Here is a 15921-nt window from a genome sequence, read left to right as displayed (position 1 = left end):
ACTCAGCCGATATTAAACGCCCAGCTTCAGGCGCAACCTTTCCAGCATACTCAAGGGAGAACGCGGCCTTAAGGGCGGCTTTAATACCTCGACAATACGCTGGCCGATACGGGCAAAACTGAACTCGCCAACCGCCAGCGCTTGCCCACGGCGTGCAATATCGGTCGCCAACGACGGGTTGGACCGCAACACGGCGAGCTTTTCCTGCAACTGCGGGATGTCCTTATAGAACACCACATTGACCATATCCTCAAAGCCAAGGGCCTCGTTTTCCGCCGCACCCTGGTCAAACGCCAGCAGTACGCAGCCACAGGCCATGGCTTCGAAGTTCTTGATCATGTATTCGCCCATGCCCACATCGGCACTGACGAAAAAGCGGATGCGGTTGAGGGTGGCGCAATATTCCTCACCGGACTTGGTGCGCGTCACCACCAAAGGCTCAACCTTCGCCAGCTCATCGAGCAATGCCTTGCGACCACTGTAGGCCACGCTGTTGGTGCTGCCGACAAATGCCAGTTCAATATCACGCTCACGATCCTGGGGCTGCAACAGTGCCTGGTCATAGCCCTTGGGTACGAATACCGCATCAAAACCTTCGGCCCGCAGGCGCTCGGTCACCATGTGGCCGGAGCTGATCACCCGCGCCCACGGGAGGCGCCGGTAATGCGCGCTGAACTTGCCGGTGTACTTGCAGGGAATGTAGTTCTGGTAAGCATCGTGCTCGAGGATCACCAGGTTCGGGATCGTGCGGATAAACCCGACCTGACGGATTTCCTGCTTGAAGCGCAGGAAGAACACGATGCGGTCGTAACGGGTCACGTCGACTTCGCGCCGGAAGTAACCACGCAGGTTGCGCTGATCAGCACTGCTCAGCCAGCGGGTATCACACTCGCAGTGCTCGGCAATGCCTTCGTACAAGCGATCGAGGATGGCGCGCTGTTCTTTCTGCACCAGAAACAAGACTTTCATGACTCATCCTTTCCCAAACGCCACAACAACTCGTGCCGTCGTACGGCCTTGCGGAAAAATTCGTTCTCACCATAGGGCGACGGCGCACGGCCCGCCAAGACACGCTGCAGCCAGCGTCGTACACGGCGCTTGAACGGCGGTGCCGGTTGCAGGTCATGCATCATGCCCAACGCCATGGCCTTATCGCGCTGCTGCGCCAGCGACAGCGACACACTGTAGGGTGACAACACCAACGCGTCGTCGAACTGCGGCGGCAACGCAATGCCGGCGCCTGCATCGCCCATGGGCCAGCGGTCGTTGTCATGCAGGTGGTTGGCATAGCCCAGGACAGTTGTCGGTTGCCACTCCAGCCCTTGCAAGGCTTCGGTGACCGCCTGGTGCGCACAGATGTGATCAGGGTGCGGGTCGAGGACCGGATGTGGCAGCACAATCACCTCGGGGCGCGCCGTCAGCAGCAAGTGGCGCAGGTCGGCCAACAGGTTGTTCCAGGTGGGCAGGCCATCCTGGTCCGCCGGCAACGGGAACGGGTTGAACTGGCGGAACAGGCGGATATCCGACAAATCCGCCTCACGCGACGCGACCGGCTGATCCGGCGTCGCCCGCATCGCCGGCAATTGCAGGCAGAAGTAGCCCAATTGCACGCATTGCGCCTCGGGTACCCCGGCCCAGCGGGGTACGGCAATGCTGTCCCAGGCACGCAGGCGTCCCTTGATGCGCGCGGCCTCGACCGCATCCAGGCCCATCTTTTGATAGTGCTCGGCTTCGATTTCACCGGCGGTGAGGGTCACGATCCAGGGTTTGTCGGCCTGGCTGTAAAGACCAAATGCGGCCAGCTCGGCATCGTCGGCATGGGGCGCGATGACCATCACCCGTTGCGCCGTGTAATCCGCAGTGGCCCAGGCCCAAAGCCGGGGCGCTCCCAGCAATCGGCAAAAGCGCCCATGCAAGCGCAACTCATCGGCCATCAGGGCCGGGGCCAAGCCACTGAGGTTGAGATAACGCACGCCATTCACGCCTCGCTCGAAGGCCTGGCGGTCGGGACTCTCGCCCCCCAGAATCTCGACAGCAGGGTCCAGCAGGCGTCCCAACCAAGCGCTTTTGACCCGGATCGCCAACACCAACGTCGCATCGGTCTCCAGAGCCGAATCAACCAGCAGACGCCCGCCCTCGAAGCGAACCCCACTCACCTCGGCATCCGCCGAAAAACGGTATTGATAGTCTTCGCCAGGCGCATAAAACAAATGGTCGGCAAACCAGGCTTCATGGGCAACCCAGGCCAGCACGCCCAGTACCAAGGGCAACCACCAGGCCACGCAGATGCCGATCGCCACCAACAGCAGCAAGCCGATCAACAGGCCGATGCGCTTGTTGCGCCGATGGCGCTTGAGCAATTGCTGTTTGCGGCTCATACGGTCAGCACCGGCACAGGGTTGCACCAGCGGTCCTTGTACTCGCGGTCGGCACGCCCAAAGGAAAACCGCAGCGGCTTGCCGACTTCACGCGCCTGTTCCCAGGCACTCTGGGTGTTGAGAAAACTCAAGACACTGCCCGGGCTGAACGCACGGGTTTCAGGGTCGACGCCACCATTGACATACTCCACGCTGATCCACTCGGGCGACTCGACCCGGTACACCAGTTGGACCGCAATCGGCGCATCGTTGAGAAAGATCACCGAGCCGATCAGCCACTCGCGCAGCAGCTCGATCACCTCAGCCATACGCTCGGCGCCCGTGGCGACAAAGCCCCAGCGGCGCAGGAACAAATCGCAGTAGATCGCCGCCAGCTCCTGGCTGGAAAACTCACCCACCGGCCGCACGACGCCGCCCGCCTCTTCCAGCAGGCGCAGTTCACGGCGCTGGTTGTAGCGGAATTTCTTCGACAGTTCTTCCGGCGTACGCGCCATGGCCAGTTGCTCGGCCTGGGGCTTGAGGCCACTGAAACGGCCTTCGTTCAACACCGACAGATAGCGCGCACGCTGACGCAGCGGCGCCTTGGCCCTAGCGGCTGCCGGCAAGATCAGCTCGGCATTGCCCAGGTCGAACAGGCCCTTTTTGCCGCGCTGCTTGAGTACATCCTTGGACAACGCCAGGTCACGCCCCCAAGTGGCGATGCACGCCTGAAGATCGCCGCCCTGCTCCCAGGCCAGGTAACGCACCGGGATCTCGGCAAGCCCCGCCAGGCGTTCGATCACCTGTGGATGGGTGGCGACGCTGCCGCCAAAACGCTGCCAGGCATCGCTGTAGACTGGCGCGTCAACAACGGACCAGCCTCGCTCGCGCCAGCCTCGGAATCGATTGAGCATCAAGCCCCCGCGGTCAGTTCAATAACGTGCGGCAGTTGCCAGAAAGTATCGCGTACCGCCTGATCCGAGAAACGCGCATGCAGGCGCTCCAGCATCATCTCGGCACACTGCCGTTGCTGCTGGCGATCCATCGCGGCCAGGTGCCGCAGCCCGTGGGCCAGGCGCTCGGTGTCGCCAAAGGGGAACAGGACACCTACCCCTTCCACTACTTCCTTCGCCCCGCCACAGGCCGTGACCAGCAACGGCACGCCAGCAACCATGGCCTCCAGCAACACCATGCCGAACGGCTCGTGGTCGGAGCTCAGTGCAAAGACATCGAATGCGCGGAAATACCGGCGCGCATCCGGCACCTGGCCAAGGAACAGCACCTTGTCGGCAACGCCCAGTTCCCGGGCCAGTTCCTTGAGGTCCTGCTCCAGGCGGCCACTGCCGAGGATCGCCAGTCGGCTTCGCTCCGGCAGTTGCGGCAGTGCCAGGGCAAAACCCTTGAGCAACGTGGCCTGGTCCTTGTCCGGGTGCAGGCGGCCGACATTGCCGACTACCCACTCGTCCGGCGACAGCCCCAGGGCGTCACGTGCCTCATCCACCGGCACCTGCATGGCCTGCTGGGCGTCGACATCGATGCGGTTGTACAGCGTCTGGATCCGCGTAGCCGGCCAAGCCGGCAGGCAACGGCGCATATCGTCACGCACCGCGTCGGACACCCCGAGCAGGCTCAGGCGCTTGCGGAAAATGCCGGCAAACAGCTTGCGGCTACGGCGCTGGTAATCACCAAAGGCATGATGCACACCGATCACCGGCAACCGCGTGGCCAGCAAGGCCACGTAGATCGGCTTGAAACGGTGGGCAATGCAGAATCTGAAATTGCGCGACGCTGCGATCTTGCGCAGCTCGGCAATAGCCCCAAGCTTGAGGCCGCGAACGGCCTTGGAGCTGAATTCCATGAACAGCACTTCATCACTGGCGCAACCGGCGGCCACCTCGAGGTCGGCGACCCCGGTGAGGAACACCGTGGTCACTTTGTAGCCGGAGCCTGCGAACAGACTGGCGTACTGCCGCGCGCAGTCCAGGAACGGCCCGTCATAGCCGTGGCAGAACTGCAGGACGTGGCGTTCAGCCGAGCGCGTCATAAGGGTCCACGCCGTCCTTGACGACCAGGATGTCTTCCATGATCAGGTATTGCAGGTCGGAGCCGAAGAACATGTTCAGCGCGTCGGTCGGCGAGCAGATCATCGCTTCGCCGCGACGGTTGAGCGAGGTGTTCAGGGACACGCCGTTGCCGGTCAGCACTTCGAGCTCTTTCATCATGTCGTAGTAGCGCGGGTTGTACTCGCGCTTGAGCACCTGGGCGCGGGAGGTGCCATCTTCATGGACCACTTCCGGCACGCGGGTCTTCCACTCTTCGGCCACTTCAAAGGTGAAGGTCATGAAGGGTGCAGGGTGGTCGACCTTGATCATCTGCGGCGCGACGGTGTCGAGCATCGACGGGCAGAAAGGCCTCCAGCGCTCGCGGAACTTGATCTGATGGTTGATGCGGTCCGCCACGCCGGTGGCGCTAGGGCAACCGATGATCGAACGACCGCCGAGTGCACGCGGGCCAAACTCCATGCGGCCCTGAAACCAGGCCACCGGGTTGCCATCGACCATGATCTTGGCGATGCGCTGGGGCATGTTCTCGATCTTGCGCCAGTTCGGCTTGCTCTCGTGCTTGGCGCACGCGGCGATCACGTCTTCGTTGCTGTAGGACGGGCCGAGGTAGACGTGCTCCATCTTCTCCACCGGCACACCCCGGGCGTGGGACACGTAGGCCGCTGCGCCCACGGCAGTACCGGCATCGCCGGAGGCCGGCTGTACGAACAGCTCCTTGACGTCATCACGGGCGATGATTTTCTGGTTCAGCTTGACGTTCAACGCACAGCCGCCGGCGAAGGCCAGCTTGCCCGTGTCCTTGAGGATGTCGCCCAGGTAGTGGTCGATCATCTGCAGGGCCAGCTTCTCGAACAGCGCCTGCATGCTGGCGGCGTAGTGGATGTACGGCTCGTCGGCGATATCGCCTTCGCGCTTGGGGCCCAGCCACTCGATCAGTTTTGGCGAGAAGTAGAAACCCTTGCCCTTCTCTTTATAACGGCGCAGGCCGATGACGTTGGCGTAGTCGGTATTGATCACCAGCTCGCCGTTCTCGAAGGAGGCCAGGCGCGAGAAATCGTACTTGCTGGCATCGCCATACGGCGCCATGCCCATGACCTTGAACTCACCGTCGAGCATCTCGAAACCGAGGAACTCGGTGATCGCGCCGTACAGGCCGCCCAGGGAGTCCGGATCGTAGAATTCCTTGATCTTGTGGATCTTGCCGTTTTCGCCGTAGCCGAAGAACGTGGTGGCGTACTCACCTTTACCGTCGATCCCGAGGATCGCGGTTTTCTCCTGGAAGCCGGAGCAGTGGTAGGCGCTGGAAGCGTGAGCCAGGTGGTGTTCAACCGGTTCGATCTTGATTTTCTTCGGATCGAAGCCCAGTTGCTCCAGGCACCAGACGATCTTGTTGCGATAGCGCTTGTAGCGACGGTTGCCCATCAGGATCGCATCAAGGGCGCGGTCCGGGGCGTACCAGTAACGCTTGGCGTAATGCCAGCGCGCCTCACCGAACAGGCTGATCGGGGCGAACGGGATCGCCACCACGTCAACGTCGGAAGGCTTGATACCGGCCTGTTCCAGGCAGAACTTCGCCGACTCGTAGGGCATGCGGTTCTTTGCATGTTTGTCGCGTACGAAGCGTTCTTCTTCGGCGGCAGCGATCAGCTTGCCGTCGATATACAAGGCTGCGGAAGGATCATGGCTAAGGGCGCCGGACAGGCCAAGAATCGTCAATGCCACAGGGGTCTAGCCTCTTTTAGTCTGCATGCAGGCGGGTTGCGCCTGAAAAAAGTGTGTTTCCCGCCTGGGCGGGAAACAGCTAAAGGGCGGGATTATAGCGTAAAAGCGAGGGGAAGCTGTTAGCGGCGAGCGTCAAGAGGGATCAGCGGAAGATCTCGATGCTGCCGTCCCGGCTTTGACGGTAAACGGTGTAGGGCAGCACCAGGGTGTCCAGCACGCCGGAGGCGACAAACTCGACCGCGACAAAGGGTAGCATGCTCCCGCCATGGTCGATCAGGCTGTTGTCCTTCAGGCTCTTGTCGGGCGCCGGCTCCCCATTGAGCGTGCAGAACCCGTAGATCACCCCGCTGTAGATGCGCGGCACGTTTTCGCAGTGACTGCGCGAGTCCTTGAGGTTCTGGCTGGTGACCGCGTCGGGTCGGAAGACCGTATTGATGGTTCCGCAGCCCGTCAACACAAGCGACAGCGTACTGCACAAGACTTTCGACCCCATCCTCATGACCCTCTCCTTATGGCCCATCCGCCATTGTTATTGCCAAGGCTGACCACGCTACCATCGCCAAGGTGGGTGACCCAAAGCAGCAACATTGATTTGCAGCGTAGGACGATTCCCAAATGATAAAAATCGCCTGAGCCACTAAACTCGCGCCCCTTTGCGCGTCTACCTCCTATGCGCGCCATGGATTCCGGCTGACTGATGAAAACCCTCGCCCGCTTCACCTTGTTGCTGCCTGGCCTGTTGGCCCTGAGCGATGCCGCTCGGGCCGACGACGCCCCGCTGGTACTCGACCCCAGCGTGGTCACCGGCTCGCGCAGTGCCAGCCCGACCTTCGACCTGCCGTACTCGGTGGACGGCATCAGCCGCGAACAGATCAGCGACGGCCAATTGGGCATCAACGCCTCCGAGGCCCTGTCCCGCGTGCCTGGCCTGGTGGTACAGAACCGCCAGAACTATGCCCAGGACCTGCAGATTTCCTCCCGAGGCTTCGGCGCCCGCTCGGCGTTCGGCGTGCGCGGCATCAAGCTGATTGCCGACGGCATCCCCGCCAGCACCCCGGACGGCCAGGGCCAGGCGGCCACCTTCAACCTCGATACCGCCGAACGCATCGAAGTGCTGCGCGGCCCTGCCGCCACCCTGTATGGCAGCAATGCCGGCGGCGTGATCCAGATGTTCTCCCGCGACGGCGAAGGCCCACCGCGCATCGGCGCCGAGACCCTGGTGGGCAGCGACGGCCTGAACAAGAACCACCTGAACGCCGAAGGCGCGACCAACGGCGCCGGTTTCGTGCTCGACGCTTCGCGCATGGACACCAACGGCTACCGCGACCACAGCAGCGCACGCCGCGACCAGACCTTCGCCAAGCTCAATGTCCAGCCGGATGACGACAGCAAGCTGGCGCTGATCTACAGCAGCCTGGAGCAGAACGGCACCCAGGACCCGCTGGGGCAGACCTGGGCAGCGTACAAGGCTGACCCACGCTCGGTGAGCGCCAACGCGCTGACGTACAACACGCGTAAAAGCATCGATCATCAGCAATTGGGGATGAATTACGAGCGGTACTTCGGCGATGCGACACTGCAGGTGAACGGATATACGGGGCGGCGGAGTGTGATTCAGTATTTGTCGATTCCAAAGGGCACACCCGCCAACGAGCGTGGCGGCGGCGTGGTGCAATTCGACCGCAAGTTCTATGGCGGCAGCGTGCGCTGGATGCAGCCTATTGAAAGCGCACCGGGCGAGCTAATGATCATCTCCGGCCTGGATTTCGATCAAAGCGAAGACAGTCGCCACGGCTACCAGAACTACAGCGGCAACACCCTCGGCGTAAAAGGCCAACTGCGCCGCGATGAAATCGACACCGCCCGCAGTCTCGACCCCTATATCCAGGCCAACTGGGCCCTCGACCGCTGGACCCTGCAAGCCGGCGTCCGGCACAGCACCATGCAGTTGGACGTTGACGACCAGTTCCTCAGCAACGGCGATTCCAACGGCAACAAGACCTATCAGAAAAATACGCCGTCAATGAGCGTGATGTATGCGTTCACGCCTGAACTGCATGGTTATGTGAGCGCGGGCAAAGGCTTCGAAACACCAACCCAGGCCGAATTGGCCTATGCGCCGGGCAATGTGGAGGGCTTCAACTTCGGCTTGAAACCGTCAGAGAGCACCCAGTACGAAGTGGGATTAAAGGCCCAAGTGAAAAACACCAGGATCAATGCGGCCGTATTCCAGATAACTACAGAAGATGAGTTAGTGGTCGCTCAATCCAAAGACGGCCGCACCAGTTACCAAAACGCCGGCCGCACCCTGCGCCGCGGCTTCGAACTGGGCATCGAAAGCCAGCTCAGCGAGCACTGGAGCGCCAACCTCGCCTACACCCGCCTGCAAGCCACCTACGACAGTGACTTCGTCAGCGGCAACACCGCCGTCGACAAGGGCAACTACCTGCCGGGAGTCCCTCAAACCACGCTGTTCGCAGAACTGAGCTGGAAACCAAGGGACTGGGTCAGCACCGCCCTCGAAGGGATGTACCGCAGCCAGGTCTACGTCGAAGACACCAACAGCCAACACGCCGCCCCGGCCTACAGCGTATTCAACTGGCGCGCCCGCTTTGAGCAGAAAGTCGAACACTGGACCTTCCACCAGACCCTGCGCCTGGACAACCTGCTCGACCGCCAGTACGTCGGCTCGGTGATCGTCGGCGACGGCAATAACCGCTACTACGAAGCGGCGCCTGGACGTTCGTGGTATGCAGGCGCCGGGGCGGAGTATCGGTTCTGATCAGTTGATATCTCGAGGCAACCGCTGATCAATCAATTGGTACAACGCACTGCTTTCAGGCCAGTTACGCATGAACCGCGCCCGGTCCTTGGCATACGCCGGGGCGAAGCTCGCCTCGGAGCCGTGCTGACACATGGCGTCCAGGTCGATCAGCGACCAGCGCCCCTGGTCCCAGAACAGGTTGTGGCCCTTGAAATCGCCATGGCTGATGCGTTCACGGATCAGCTCGGCGAACAGGTGATCCAGCGCCTGCAGTTCGTTTTCCGGCGCGTCACCATTTTCAACGTACGGTGCGAAGCGCTCGATGATGTCCGGGCCGGGCAGGTATTCGGTGACCAGGTAAGCGCGACGGCGCAACCAGAAGAAGCGTTTTTCCAGCACAGCCAGCGGCTTGGGCGTGGCGATACCGAGGAACGCCAGGCGGTTGCCTTCGCGCCAGGAGTGCCAGGCACGGCTCGGACGCCAGAAGCGTTTGAGCCAGTGGGCGAAGCCCTTGATGTTATAGCGCTTGATCACCAGCGGCCGACCGGCCACCTCGACCTTGGCCACGCTGGCGGCGCCGCCGGTCTTGTACAAATGCCCCTGGTCCAGCAGTGCGTCAGCCTGTTCCAGCACCGGCAGCATGGCCGGTTCCTCTTCCCGCCGGATCGCGCGCAAGGCAAAGGCGCCGCGCACCACGCTGAACAGCGTGCATTCACGGCCGACCTTGCTCAGGAAGTCCTTGAGGCGCCAGGCACTGACCTTACGCACCTGTTTCTCAAGGGCTTCCAGCGGCAGGGCGTGCTCGCCGTTGCTCAGCAGGTAGTACACCAGCAGCTCTTCGGTAAACGGCTCGAGATTCTTCGGCAACTGGGCGAAAAACACCCCGAGGTTTTCCAGCACACGGTTGCGTGAGAGCGGTTTACCCGCGTCTTCGACGCGGATCCCGGCGCCATCGATCAGGTACAGCTTGCCGTCCTGGCGCAGCAGGTTGTCCAGGTGCAGGTCTTCCTGCCATAGGCCCCTGGTGTGCATCTGCGCAATGGCACCCAGCGCTTCGGCCAGCACGGCGGTTTGTTCGTCAGCCAGCGGCGGCAGGTCTTCGACGGCCTGCCAGGCAGCGGCCAGGCTTTCGGCGCCCTCGATGAACTCGAACAGCAGCCAGCCGCCCTCGCCTTCCTGCAAGCCATCGGCCAGCAGCAACGGCGTGGTCAGGCCTTGCTCGGCGAGCAGGCGCACGCCGCTGAGTTCACGCTGAAAGTGCCGCGCCGCCTTGCTGCCCACCAGTAACTTGGCCAAAACCGGACGACCGCGCCAGACCGCCGCCCCCACATAACGCTCGCCCGGCAGCACACGCAACAGGCTCAGCAGTTGCAACTGGCCCGGGCCGGCCGCATCGGCCAGTTCGAGGGTCAGTGGCAGCTCGGGGTTACGGCCGGCGGCTTTCAGCTCGGACAGACGCATCAACGGTTTTCCTTGTGACTACGGCGCGCGGTCAGTTTCTGCAGCCAGCTGGTGACCAGCGCGCTGTCCTTCGGTTGATCAAGATAGGCGGCCAACAGTTGGCGTACCTGTTCATCCGACCACTGCGGTGCACGTCGCAACAACGGCTCCAGGTCCTTGACCCGATCGCGCCAGCCGAACAGCAGCGGGCGGGTTTTCTCAAGGTCGATCAACTGCGCGGCATAGCCGTCGCCGGTGGCCTGCATAAAAATATGCTTGGGATAAAAACAGCCATGCACCTGGCCGACGCTGTGCAACCGACGTGCAAGCTGACCGCAGGCCAGCAGGATCGCGTGGTGCTGGGCGTCGCTCAATTGAGGCCACTGCCCCAGCAGCGAATCCAGGTCATTCCAGCCGTCCAGGGCACGGGTCAGCAGCATCGCGCGATGCTCGCCGCCCACCTTGCGCTCGCCGTAGAAAGCCGCCTGCAAGGCAGGGATGCCGAGCTTGCGGTAACGACTGATATTGCGGAACTCGCGGGAGAAACTCGGCTCGCCAAAGGGACGGTGCAGGCTGCGCGTCAGGTAGTTGCTCTGACGCTTGAGATAATAACCGTGGCCGTCCAGCTCCAGACGAAACACGCTGCTCCAGCCGCCGCGACTGGTGTTGGGTTCATCCACTGCATCCAGTTGTTTGGCCCACAGGGCGTCGAACGTCGCCAAGCCGTTGCGCTCCAGCAGCGCCCGGTCTTCAGCCGCCAGGAAATCACTCATTCACGTCCCTCGAAAAACTTCACCACGTGGCGAATACGCTGTTTGTCCGCTGCACTCAGGTGTCGGCGCTGACGGTATTGCATGTAGAAACGCAGGCGCTGGGTGGCGGACAAGTGATACTTGGCCACCTTGTCCAGGCAGGCCAGGTCTTTGGTGATGCGGTACTTAAGCCAGAACCCGCGCCAGAAATCGCCGTTGGGGCAGTCGATCAGGTACAGGGTCTGCTGGTCATCGATCAACAGGTTGCGCCACTTCAAGTCGTTATGGGTAAAGCGATGATCGTGCATGGTGCGTGTGTATTCGGCGAGCTGACGGCTCACCGCGTCGACCCACTTGGGGTCGCGCAGGCGCGCATCGTTGCGCTCGGCCAATACCGAGAGGTCTTCGGTCTTCGGCAGCTCGCGAGTGATCATCGCCCCACGATCATAGGCCACACCCTTTCGCTCCAGCCCCCAGGCGACTACATCAGCGGTGGGAATACCCCATTTGGCGAAACGCTTGAGGTTCTGCCATTCGGACTTGACCCGCGGCTTGCCCAGGTAGCGCCGCAGCCCTTTGCCGGCACCGATGTAGCGCTTGACGTAATAGTTGACCCCGCCACGCTCCACGCGGATCACTTCCGACAGCGGATCGCGGGTCAGGCGCTCGCCCTGCAGGGCGAAGACCGCTTCGAGGTTGCCGAAATCATCCGCCAGGCTGGCGTACGCAGGTTCCAGGTTCCAACCCGCCATCAGATCGCATCCCCATAACGCAGCTTGCGCGCATACAGCTTGTCGGCCTTGCGCTGCATCAGGCTCAGGGACGCCGATTGCTCAGCGAGGATCTGGCGCAGCGGCTGGCGGAAGTAGCCCTTGAGGAAACGCAGCTTGTCGCGACGGGTGAGGCCGATATCCAGCGCCGAGTAGTACAGCGCGGACAGGTCCTTGTCGCGCCAGCGCAGCGGCAGATGGGCACGCAGTTGAGCGCGGTGCAGGTCGATCACCGACAGCTTGATGTTGTTCGCATCGATGGGCCTGGCGGTGTCCAGCAGGAAGTGGCACAGGTAGCAGTCGCGGTGGTTTACGCCACCCCGGTGCATATCACCAACCATGCGCGCCAGCTCGGCCGTGAGGGCATGACGCAACGCGGGCGCAGGCGGTTCGGCGACCCAATTGATCGTGACGTCTTCGAGGCTGAGGGTCGGCGCCAGCTCTTCGGTGATGATGAACGAATGCTGGTCCGCCGGGTTGCTGCCCTTCTCGCCGAAAGCCACGCCGGTCATGGTCGGCACGCCGAGTGCCTGGAGTCGATGAATCGCCGCCCATTCAAGGCCTGCGCCCAGCACCGGCAGCTTGGCGGTAATCAGGTTCTTGAAGATTTCGCCCCAGCCGATGCCACGGTGGATCTTCACGAAATACGGACGGCCATCCACCACGGTGCGCAGCGTGCGGCGCGCCGCAAGCTCACGGAATACCTGGCCTTGCAGTTTCTCGACTTCGGCAAAGGCATCAAGCCCGGCCCACAATGTCTTGAACGGTTCGGCAAGAATCAACTTCATCGTTTTGGCTCCGCCAGAATCACATCCGCAGCGCGCTGCGGCATGCTGTAAAGGTCGGCCGTCTCAGCGAAGGCCAGGCCATTGCGGCTCCAGGCCGCGCGCTGTGCAGTGTCGGTGAGCATGTGCGTCAGGTACTGGTTGAGCTGCGCTTGTTCAAACGGCTCATCCAGTACCAGGCCACTGTCGGCCTCGGTAATGTAGTGGGCATACCCACATACTGCCGAGACCAGCACCGGCAACCCGGCCACCAGGGCTTCGAGCAAAACGGTGCCGGTGTTTTCGTTGTACGCCGGGTGAATCAACAGGTCGGCGCCCAGCAGGAAACGCGGGATATCGCTGCGGCCCTTGAGGAACTGCACGTTATCGCCCAAGCCCAAGGTGGCGCTTTGCAGTTGGAATACCTTGGGGTCGTCCTGGCCGATCACAAACAGGCGCGTGCGTTTTTTCAATTCAGGCGGCAACGCGGCCACGGCCTTGAGGCTGCGGTCGACGCCCTTGGTCTTGAAGCCCGAGCCGATCTGCACCAGCAGCAACTCGTCGTCGCCGAGGTTGAATTCCTTGCGGAAACCCTCACGGATTTCGGCGGCATTCGGCGGTGCGCGGCGGTCCTGGGCAATGCCCGGTGGCAGCAGGTGGAAGCGCTCCACCGGGGTGTCGTAATGCTTGATGAACAGCGGCTGCTGCACTTCGGAAATCATCAGGACTTCGGTCTTGGCGTCCTTGGCGAACACTGCGCGCTCGTACTCGGCGAAGTGCTTGTAGCGGCCGAAATAGCGGTACAGCGAGTGGCGCAGGTTTTGCGCCTTGTCTTCAAAGCAACCGTCGGCGGCGTAGTACACGTCCAGGTTGGGCATTTTGTTGAAGCCGACCAGGCGGTCAACCGGGCGCTTGGCCAGGTCTGCGGCCATCCAGGCGCTGAGCTTTTCATTGCGCCGATGGTTGAAGAACGCCTTGACCGGCGCCACCAGCACTTCGAAGCCGGGCGGGATGTCGCCTTCCCAGATCAGCGTGTACACACGAATCTGATGGCCGCGCTGCTGGCACTCCAGGGCGATGCGCATGAAGTCGCGCTGCAGGCCACCGAAGGGGAAATATTTGTACAGCACAAAAGCCAGTTGCATCAGTGCAGCTCCTCAGCCAATAACAACGTGCTCAGTCGGCTTGCCACACGCTCTGGGTTCAGGCGAGTGAAGCACAGGGGCGACTCGCGCTTGAGGTCGAACCGACGCAGGTCGTCGGCCGTCGGTTGATAGGTACATTGCTTTTGCAGGCACGGCGCGCAGGGGAAGTCGCTGGCCAGATGAATCTGGCGCTTGCCGTAGGCACCGGTGAGGCCGGGGTTGGTCGGGCCGAACAGGGAGATGGTCGGCACATCCAGCGCGGCGGCCAGGTGGCCGAGACCGGTGTCCACTGCCACACAGGCGCGAGCGCCGGCCAATACACGAGCCACACCGGCCAGGTTCAGCTTGGGCAGCACCTCGGCGTTTTGCAGGCCCTGGGCCAGGCGTTCGGCACGGGCTTTTTCGGCGGCGTTACCCCAGGGCAATTTTACGTCGACGCCCAGGCGGCCCATGCGCTCGGCCAGCTCGCGCCAGTAGGCTTCGGGCCAGTGCTTGGTGTCCCAGGTGGTGCCGTGCAACAGCAGCACAAAAGGTTTTTTCGGCGGCAGGCCCAGGAGCTTTTCAGTGCTCAGGCCGTAGTCGCCCAGGCCTTTGGGCAGGTCATATCCGAGCGCCACGGCGAACAACTGGCGCAGACGCTCCACCGCGTGTTGCCCTCGCGCAACGGCGAGGCGTCGCGAATAGAAACGCGCAGCCATCGGCTCGCGGGCGGAGTTTCTGTCGAAACCCGCGACGGGCGCACGCACATAACGGGTCAGCCAGGCGCTTTTCAGCAGGCCCTGGGCGTCGATCACCAGATCGTATTTGGTCGACTGGACTTGCTGCTTGAAGCGCCGCCATTCGCCACTCTTGATGGTTTGCCAGATGTTTTTGCGCCAGCGGCGGATCGCCACCGGGATCACCTTGTCGACCGCCGGGTGCCAGGTGGGAATCTCGGCAAAGCCTTCTTCCACTACCCAGTCGAATTGAATGCCGGGGATCGCCCGCGCCGCGTCGGTCAGCGCCGGCAAGGCGTGGATCACGTCGCCCAGGGATGAGGTCTTGATTACCAGTACGCGCAAACTATCGGACCTCGACCGCAGAGCCCTGCAACCGCTGCAAGGCCTCGTTCACCGGCTGTGGCAACAACTGGCGCATGCAATTGTAGTGGCCGAAACGGCAGGTACGGTCAAAACACGGGCTGCACTCCAGGCCCAGGCGCACCACTTCGACCTGATCGGCCAAGGGCGGCGTGAAGCCCGGCGAGGTGGAGCCATACACCGCCACCAGCGGGCGGTTCAGCGCAGCGGCCACGTGCATCAGGCCGGAGTCGTTGGACACCACCGAATCGGCGCAGGACAGCAGGTCGATGGCCTCGGCCAGGGACGTGTCGCCACTGAGGTTCACTGCCTCTTCACGCAGGCCGGGGATCAGGCGCTGACGAATGTCTTCACCTACCGGATGGTCCTTCTTCGAACCGAACAGCCACACCTGCCAGCCTTCGCGGATCTTCGCCTCGGCCACCTTCGCGTAATGCTCCGACGGCCAGCGCTTGGACTCGCCAAACTCGGCGCCGGGGCACAAGGCCAACACCGGCCGGTCCAGGGTCAGGCCGAACTTGGCCAGGGCCGCGTCGCGGCTCAGCGGATCGATCTGCAGGCTCGGGCGCGGATACGGCTTGGGCAACTCGGCACCCGGCTCATAGGCCAGGGCCATGAAGCGTTCGATCATCAGCGGGTAGCGGGCTTTGTCCAGCGTCCGCACGTCATTGAGCAGCACGTAGCGGAACTCGCCGCGCCAGCCGGTGCGCTTGGGGATACCGGCAAAATACGGCACCAGCGCCGACTTGAGCGAGTTGGGCAGCAGGATCGCCTGGTCGTACTCACCCGCCAGGGACTTGCCGATGCGACGGCGGGTTGCCAGCTCCAGGGCACCGTGGCCGAGCGGGAAGCTCAAGGCCTTGCGCACCTCGGGCATGCGCTCAAGGATCGGCCGGCTCCACTCGGGGGCGAGCACGTCGATCTGGCAGTCCGGGTAACGCACGCGCAGGCACTGGAAGAGTGTCTGCGCCATCACCATGTCACCGACCCAACTGGGCCCAACGATCAGAATATTCATGTAGTTTCCACAAACGATGCGGGGAGGCTTATGCCTCCCCGCCGTAA

The 15921-nt window shown here is 62.6% G+C and carries 14 protein-coding genes; 1 reads left to right on the top strand and 13 read right to left on the bottom strand.

The window, feature by feature from the left end; genetic code table 11:
• Positions 1-12: 12 nt before the first annotated feature.
• From LUU92_RS02525 to LUU92_RS02500, 6 genes are all read right to left on the bottom strand, one after another.
• A complete protein-coding gene (locus LUU92_RS02525; protein WP_071492308.1) occupies positions 13-969 on the bottom strand; it encodes a glycosyltransferase family protein in 957 nt (318 codons plus the stop codon).
• Complete coding sequence (locus LUU92_RS02520; protein ID WP_257103120.1) at positions 966-2378, bottom strand: PIG-L deacetylase family protein; 1413 nt, start codon at positions 2376-2378, stop codon at positions 966-968. Before LUU92_RS02520 ends, LUU92_RS02525 begins: the two co-directional genes overlap by 4 nt.
• Positions 2375-3271 carry a GNAT family N-acetyltransferase gene (locus tag LUU92_RS02515; RefSeq protein WP_071492310.1) on the bottom strand — a complete coding sequence of 299 codons (897 nt, stop codon included), beginning with the start codon at positions 3269-3271 and terminating at the stop codon, positions 2375-2377. Before LUU92_RS02515 ends, LUU92_RS02520 begins: the two co-directional genes overlap by 4 nt.
• Entirely contained in the window at positions 3271-4401 is a 1131-nt protein-coding gene (locus tag LUU92_RS02510; protein ID WP_257103119.1) for a glycosyltransferase, read from the bottom strand. Before LUU92_RS02510 ends, LUU92_RS02515 begins: the two co-directional genes overlap by 1 nt.
• A complete protein-coding gene (locus tag LUU92_RS02505; RefSeq protein WP_034136622.1) occupies positions 4385-6142 on the bottom strand; it encodes a carbamoyltransferase family protein in 1758 nt (585 codons plus the stop codon). Before LUU92_RS02505 ends, LUU92_RS02510 begins: the two co-directional genes overlap by 17 nt.
• A 142-nt stretch (positions 6143-6284) precedes the next feature.
• Entirely contained in the window at positions 6285-6641 is a 357-nt protein-coding gene (locus LUU92_RS02500; protein ID WP_071492312.1) for a YceK/YidQ family lipoprotein, read from the bottom strand.
• A 198-nt stretch (positions 6642-6839) separates the two neighbouring features.
• Here LUU92_RS02500 and LUU92_RS02495 point away from each other — a divergent pair, with 198 nt between their 5' ends.
• Positions 6840-8924, top strand: a complete 2085-nt coding sequence (locus tag LUU92_RS02495) for a TonB-dependent receptor family protein (protein ID WP_257103118.1) — start codon at positions 6840-6842, stop codon at positions 8922-8924.
• On the opposite strand, the gene LUU92_RS02490 is transcribed toward LUU92_RS02495, so the two are convergent.
• From LUU92_RS02490 to waaF, 7 genes are read right to left on the bottom strand one after another with little or no spacing between them, the layout of a single operon-like run.
• Positions 8925-10367 carry a lipopolysaccharide kinase InaA family protein gene (locus LUU92_RS02490; RefSeq protein ID WP_257103117.1) on the bottom strand — a complete coding sequence of 481 codons (1443 nt, stop codon included), beginning with the start codon at positions 10365-10367 and terminating at the stop codon, positions 8925-8927.
• Positions 10367-11119: a lipopolysaccharide kinase InaA family protein gene (locus LUU92_RS02485; RefSeq protein WP_092246547.1), complete on the bottom strand. Its 753-nt coding sequence runs from the start codon at positions 11117-11119 to the stop codon at positions 10367-10369. Before LUU92_RS02485 ends, LUU92_RS02490 begins: the two co-directional genes overlap by 1 nt.
• Positions 11116-11850, bottom strand: a complete 735-nt coding sequence (locus tag LUU92_RS02480; RefSeq protein ID WP_071492316.1) for a lipopolysaccharide kinase InaA family protein — start codon at positions 11848-11850, stop codon at positions 11116-11118. Before LUU92_RS02480 ends, LUU92_RS02485 begins: the two co-directional genes overlap by 4 nt.
• The gene (rfaP, locus tag LUU92_RS02475) at positions 11850-12656 is read right to left on the bottom strand and encodes a lipopolysaccharide core heptose(I) kinase RfaP (protein ID WP_071492317.1); all 807 of its coding nucleotides are present in this window, start codon (positions 12654-12656) and stop codon (positions 11850-11852) included. Before rfaP ends, LUU92_RS02480 begins: the two co-directional genes overlap by 1 nt.
• A complete protein-coding gene (locus tag LUU92_RS02470; protein ID WP_071492318.1) occupies positions 12653-13777 on the bottom strand; it encodes a glycosyltransferase family 4 protein in 1125 nt (374 codons plus the stop codon). Before LUU92_RS02470 ends, rfaP begins: the two co-directional genes overlap by 4 nt.
• Positions 13777-14838: a lipopolysaccharide heptosyltransferase I gene (waaC, locus tag LUU92_RS02465; protein WP_093513455.1), complete on the bottom strand. Its 1062-nt coding sequence runs from the start codon at positions 14836-14838 to the stop codon at positions 13777-13779. Before waaC ends, LUU92_RS02470 begins: the two co-directional genes overlap by 1 nt.
• 1 nt (position 14839) lies before the next feature.
• Positions 14840-15874, bottom strand: coding sequence for a lipopolysaccharide heptosyltransferase II (gene waaF / locus LUU92_RS02460; protein WP_071492320.1), 1035 nt, complete (start codon positions 15872-15874; stop codon positions 14840-14842).
• Between the last annotated feature and the right edge of the window lie 47 nt (positions 15875-15921).

Source organism: Pseudomonas extremorientalis (assembly GCF_024584605.1).
In the GTDB taxonomy this organism is placed as follows: domain Bacteria; phylum Pseudomonadota; class Gammaproteobacteria; order Pseudomonadales; family Pseudomonadaceae; genus Aquipseudomonas; species Aquipseudomonas extremorientalis.
This window is presented reverse-complemented; position numbering and strand designations above follow the sequence as displayed.

What these genes read in the sequence shown, in the direction of transcription:
- LUU92_RS02525 (WP_071492308.1), bottom strand. Translation starts at nt 969, where the DNA reads ATGAAAGTCTTGTTTCTGGTGCAGAAAGAACAGCGCGCCATCCTCGAT.
- LUU92_RS02520 (WP_257103120.1), bottom strand. Translation starts at nt 2,378, where the DNA reads ATGAGCCGCAAACAGCAATTGCTCAAGCGCCATCGGCGCAACAAGCGC.
- LUU92_RS02515 (WP_071492310.1), bottom strand. Translation starts at nt 3,271, where the DNA reads ATGCTCAATCGATTCCGAGGCTGGCGCGAGCGAGGCTGGTCCGTTGTT.
- LUU92_RS02510 (WP_257103119.1), bottom strand. Translation starts at nt 4,401, where the DNA reads ATGACGCGCTCGGCTGAACGCCACGTCCTGCAGTTCTGCCACGGCTAT.
- LUU92_RS02500 (WP_071492312.1), bottom strand. Translation starts at nt 6,641, where the DNA reads ATGAGGATGGGGTCGAAAGTCTTGTGCAGTACGCTGTCGCTTGTGTTG.
- LUU92_RS02495 (WP_257103118.1), top strand. Translation starts at nt 6,840, where the DNA reads ATGAAAACCCTCGCCCGCTTCACCTTGTTGCTGCCTGGCCTGTTGGCC.
- LUU92_RS02490 (WP_257103117.1), bottom strand. Translation starts at nt 10,367, where the DNA reads ATGCGTCTGTCCGAGCTGAAAGCCGCCGGCCGTAACCCCGAGCTGCCA.
- LUU92_RS02485 (WP_092246547.1), bottom strand. Translation starts at nt 11,119, where the DNA reads ATGAGTGATTTCCTGGCGGCTGAAGACCGGGCGCTGCTGGAGCGCAAC.
- LUU92_RS02480 (WP_071492316.1), bottom strand. Translation starts at nt 11,850, where the DNA reads ATGGCGGGTTGGAACCTGGAACCTGCGTACGCCAGCCTGGCGGATGAT.
- rfaP (WP_071492317.1), bottom strand. Translation starts at nt 12,656, where the DNA reads ATGAAGTTGATTCTTGCCGAACCGTTCAAGACATTGTGGGCCGGGCTT.
- LUU92_RS02470 (WP_071492318.1), bottom strand. Translation starts at nt 13,777, where the DNA reads ATGCAACTGGCTTTTGTGCTGTACAAATATTTCCCCTTCGGTGGCCTG.
- waaF (WP_071492320.1), bottom strand. Translation starts at nt 15,874, where the DNA reads ATGAATATTCTGATCGTTGGGCCCAGTTGGGTCGGTGACATGGTGATG.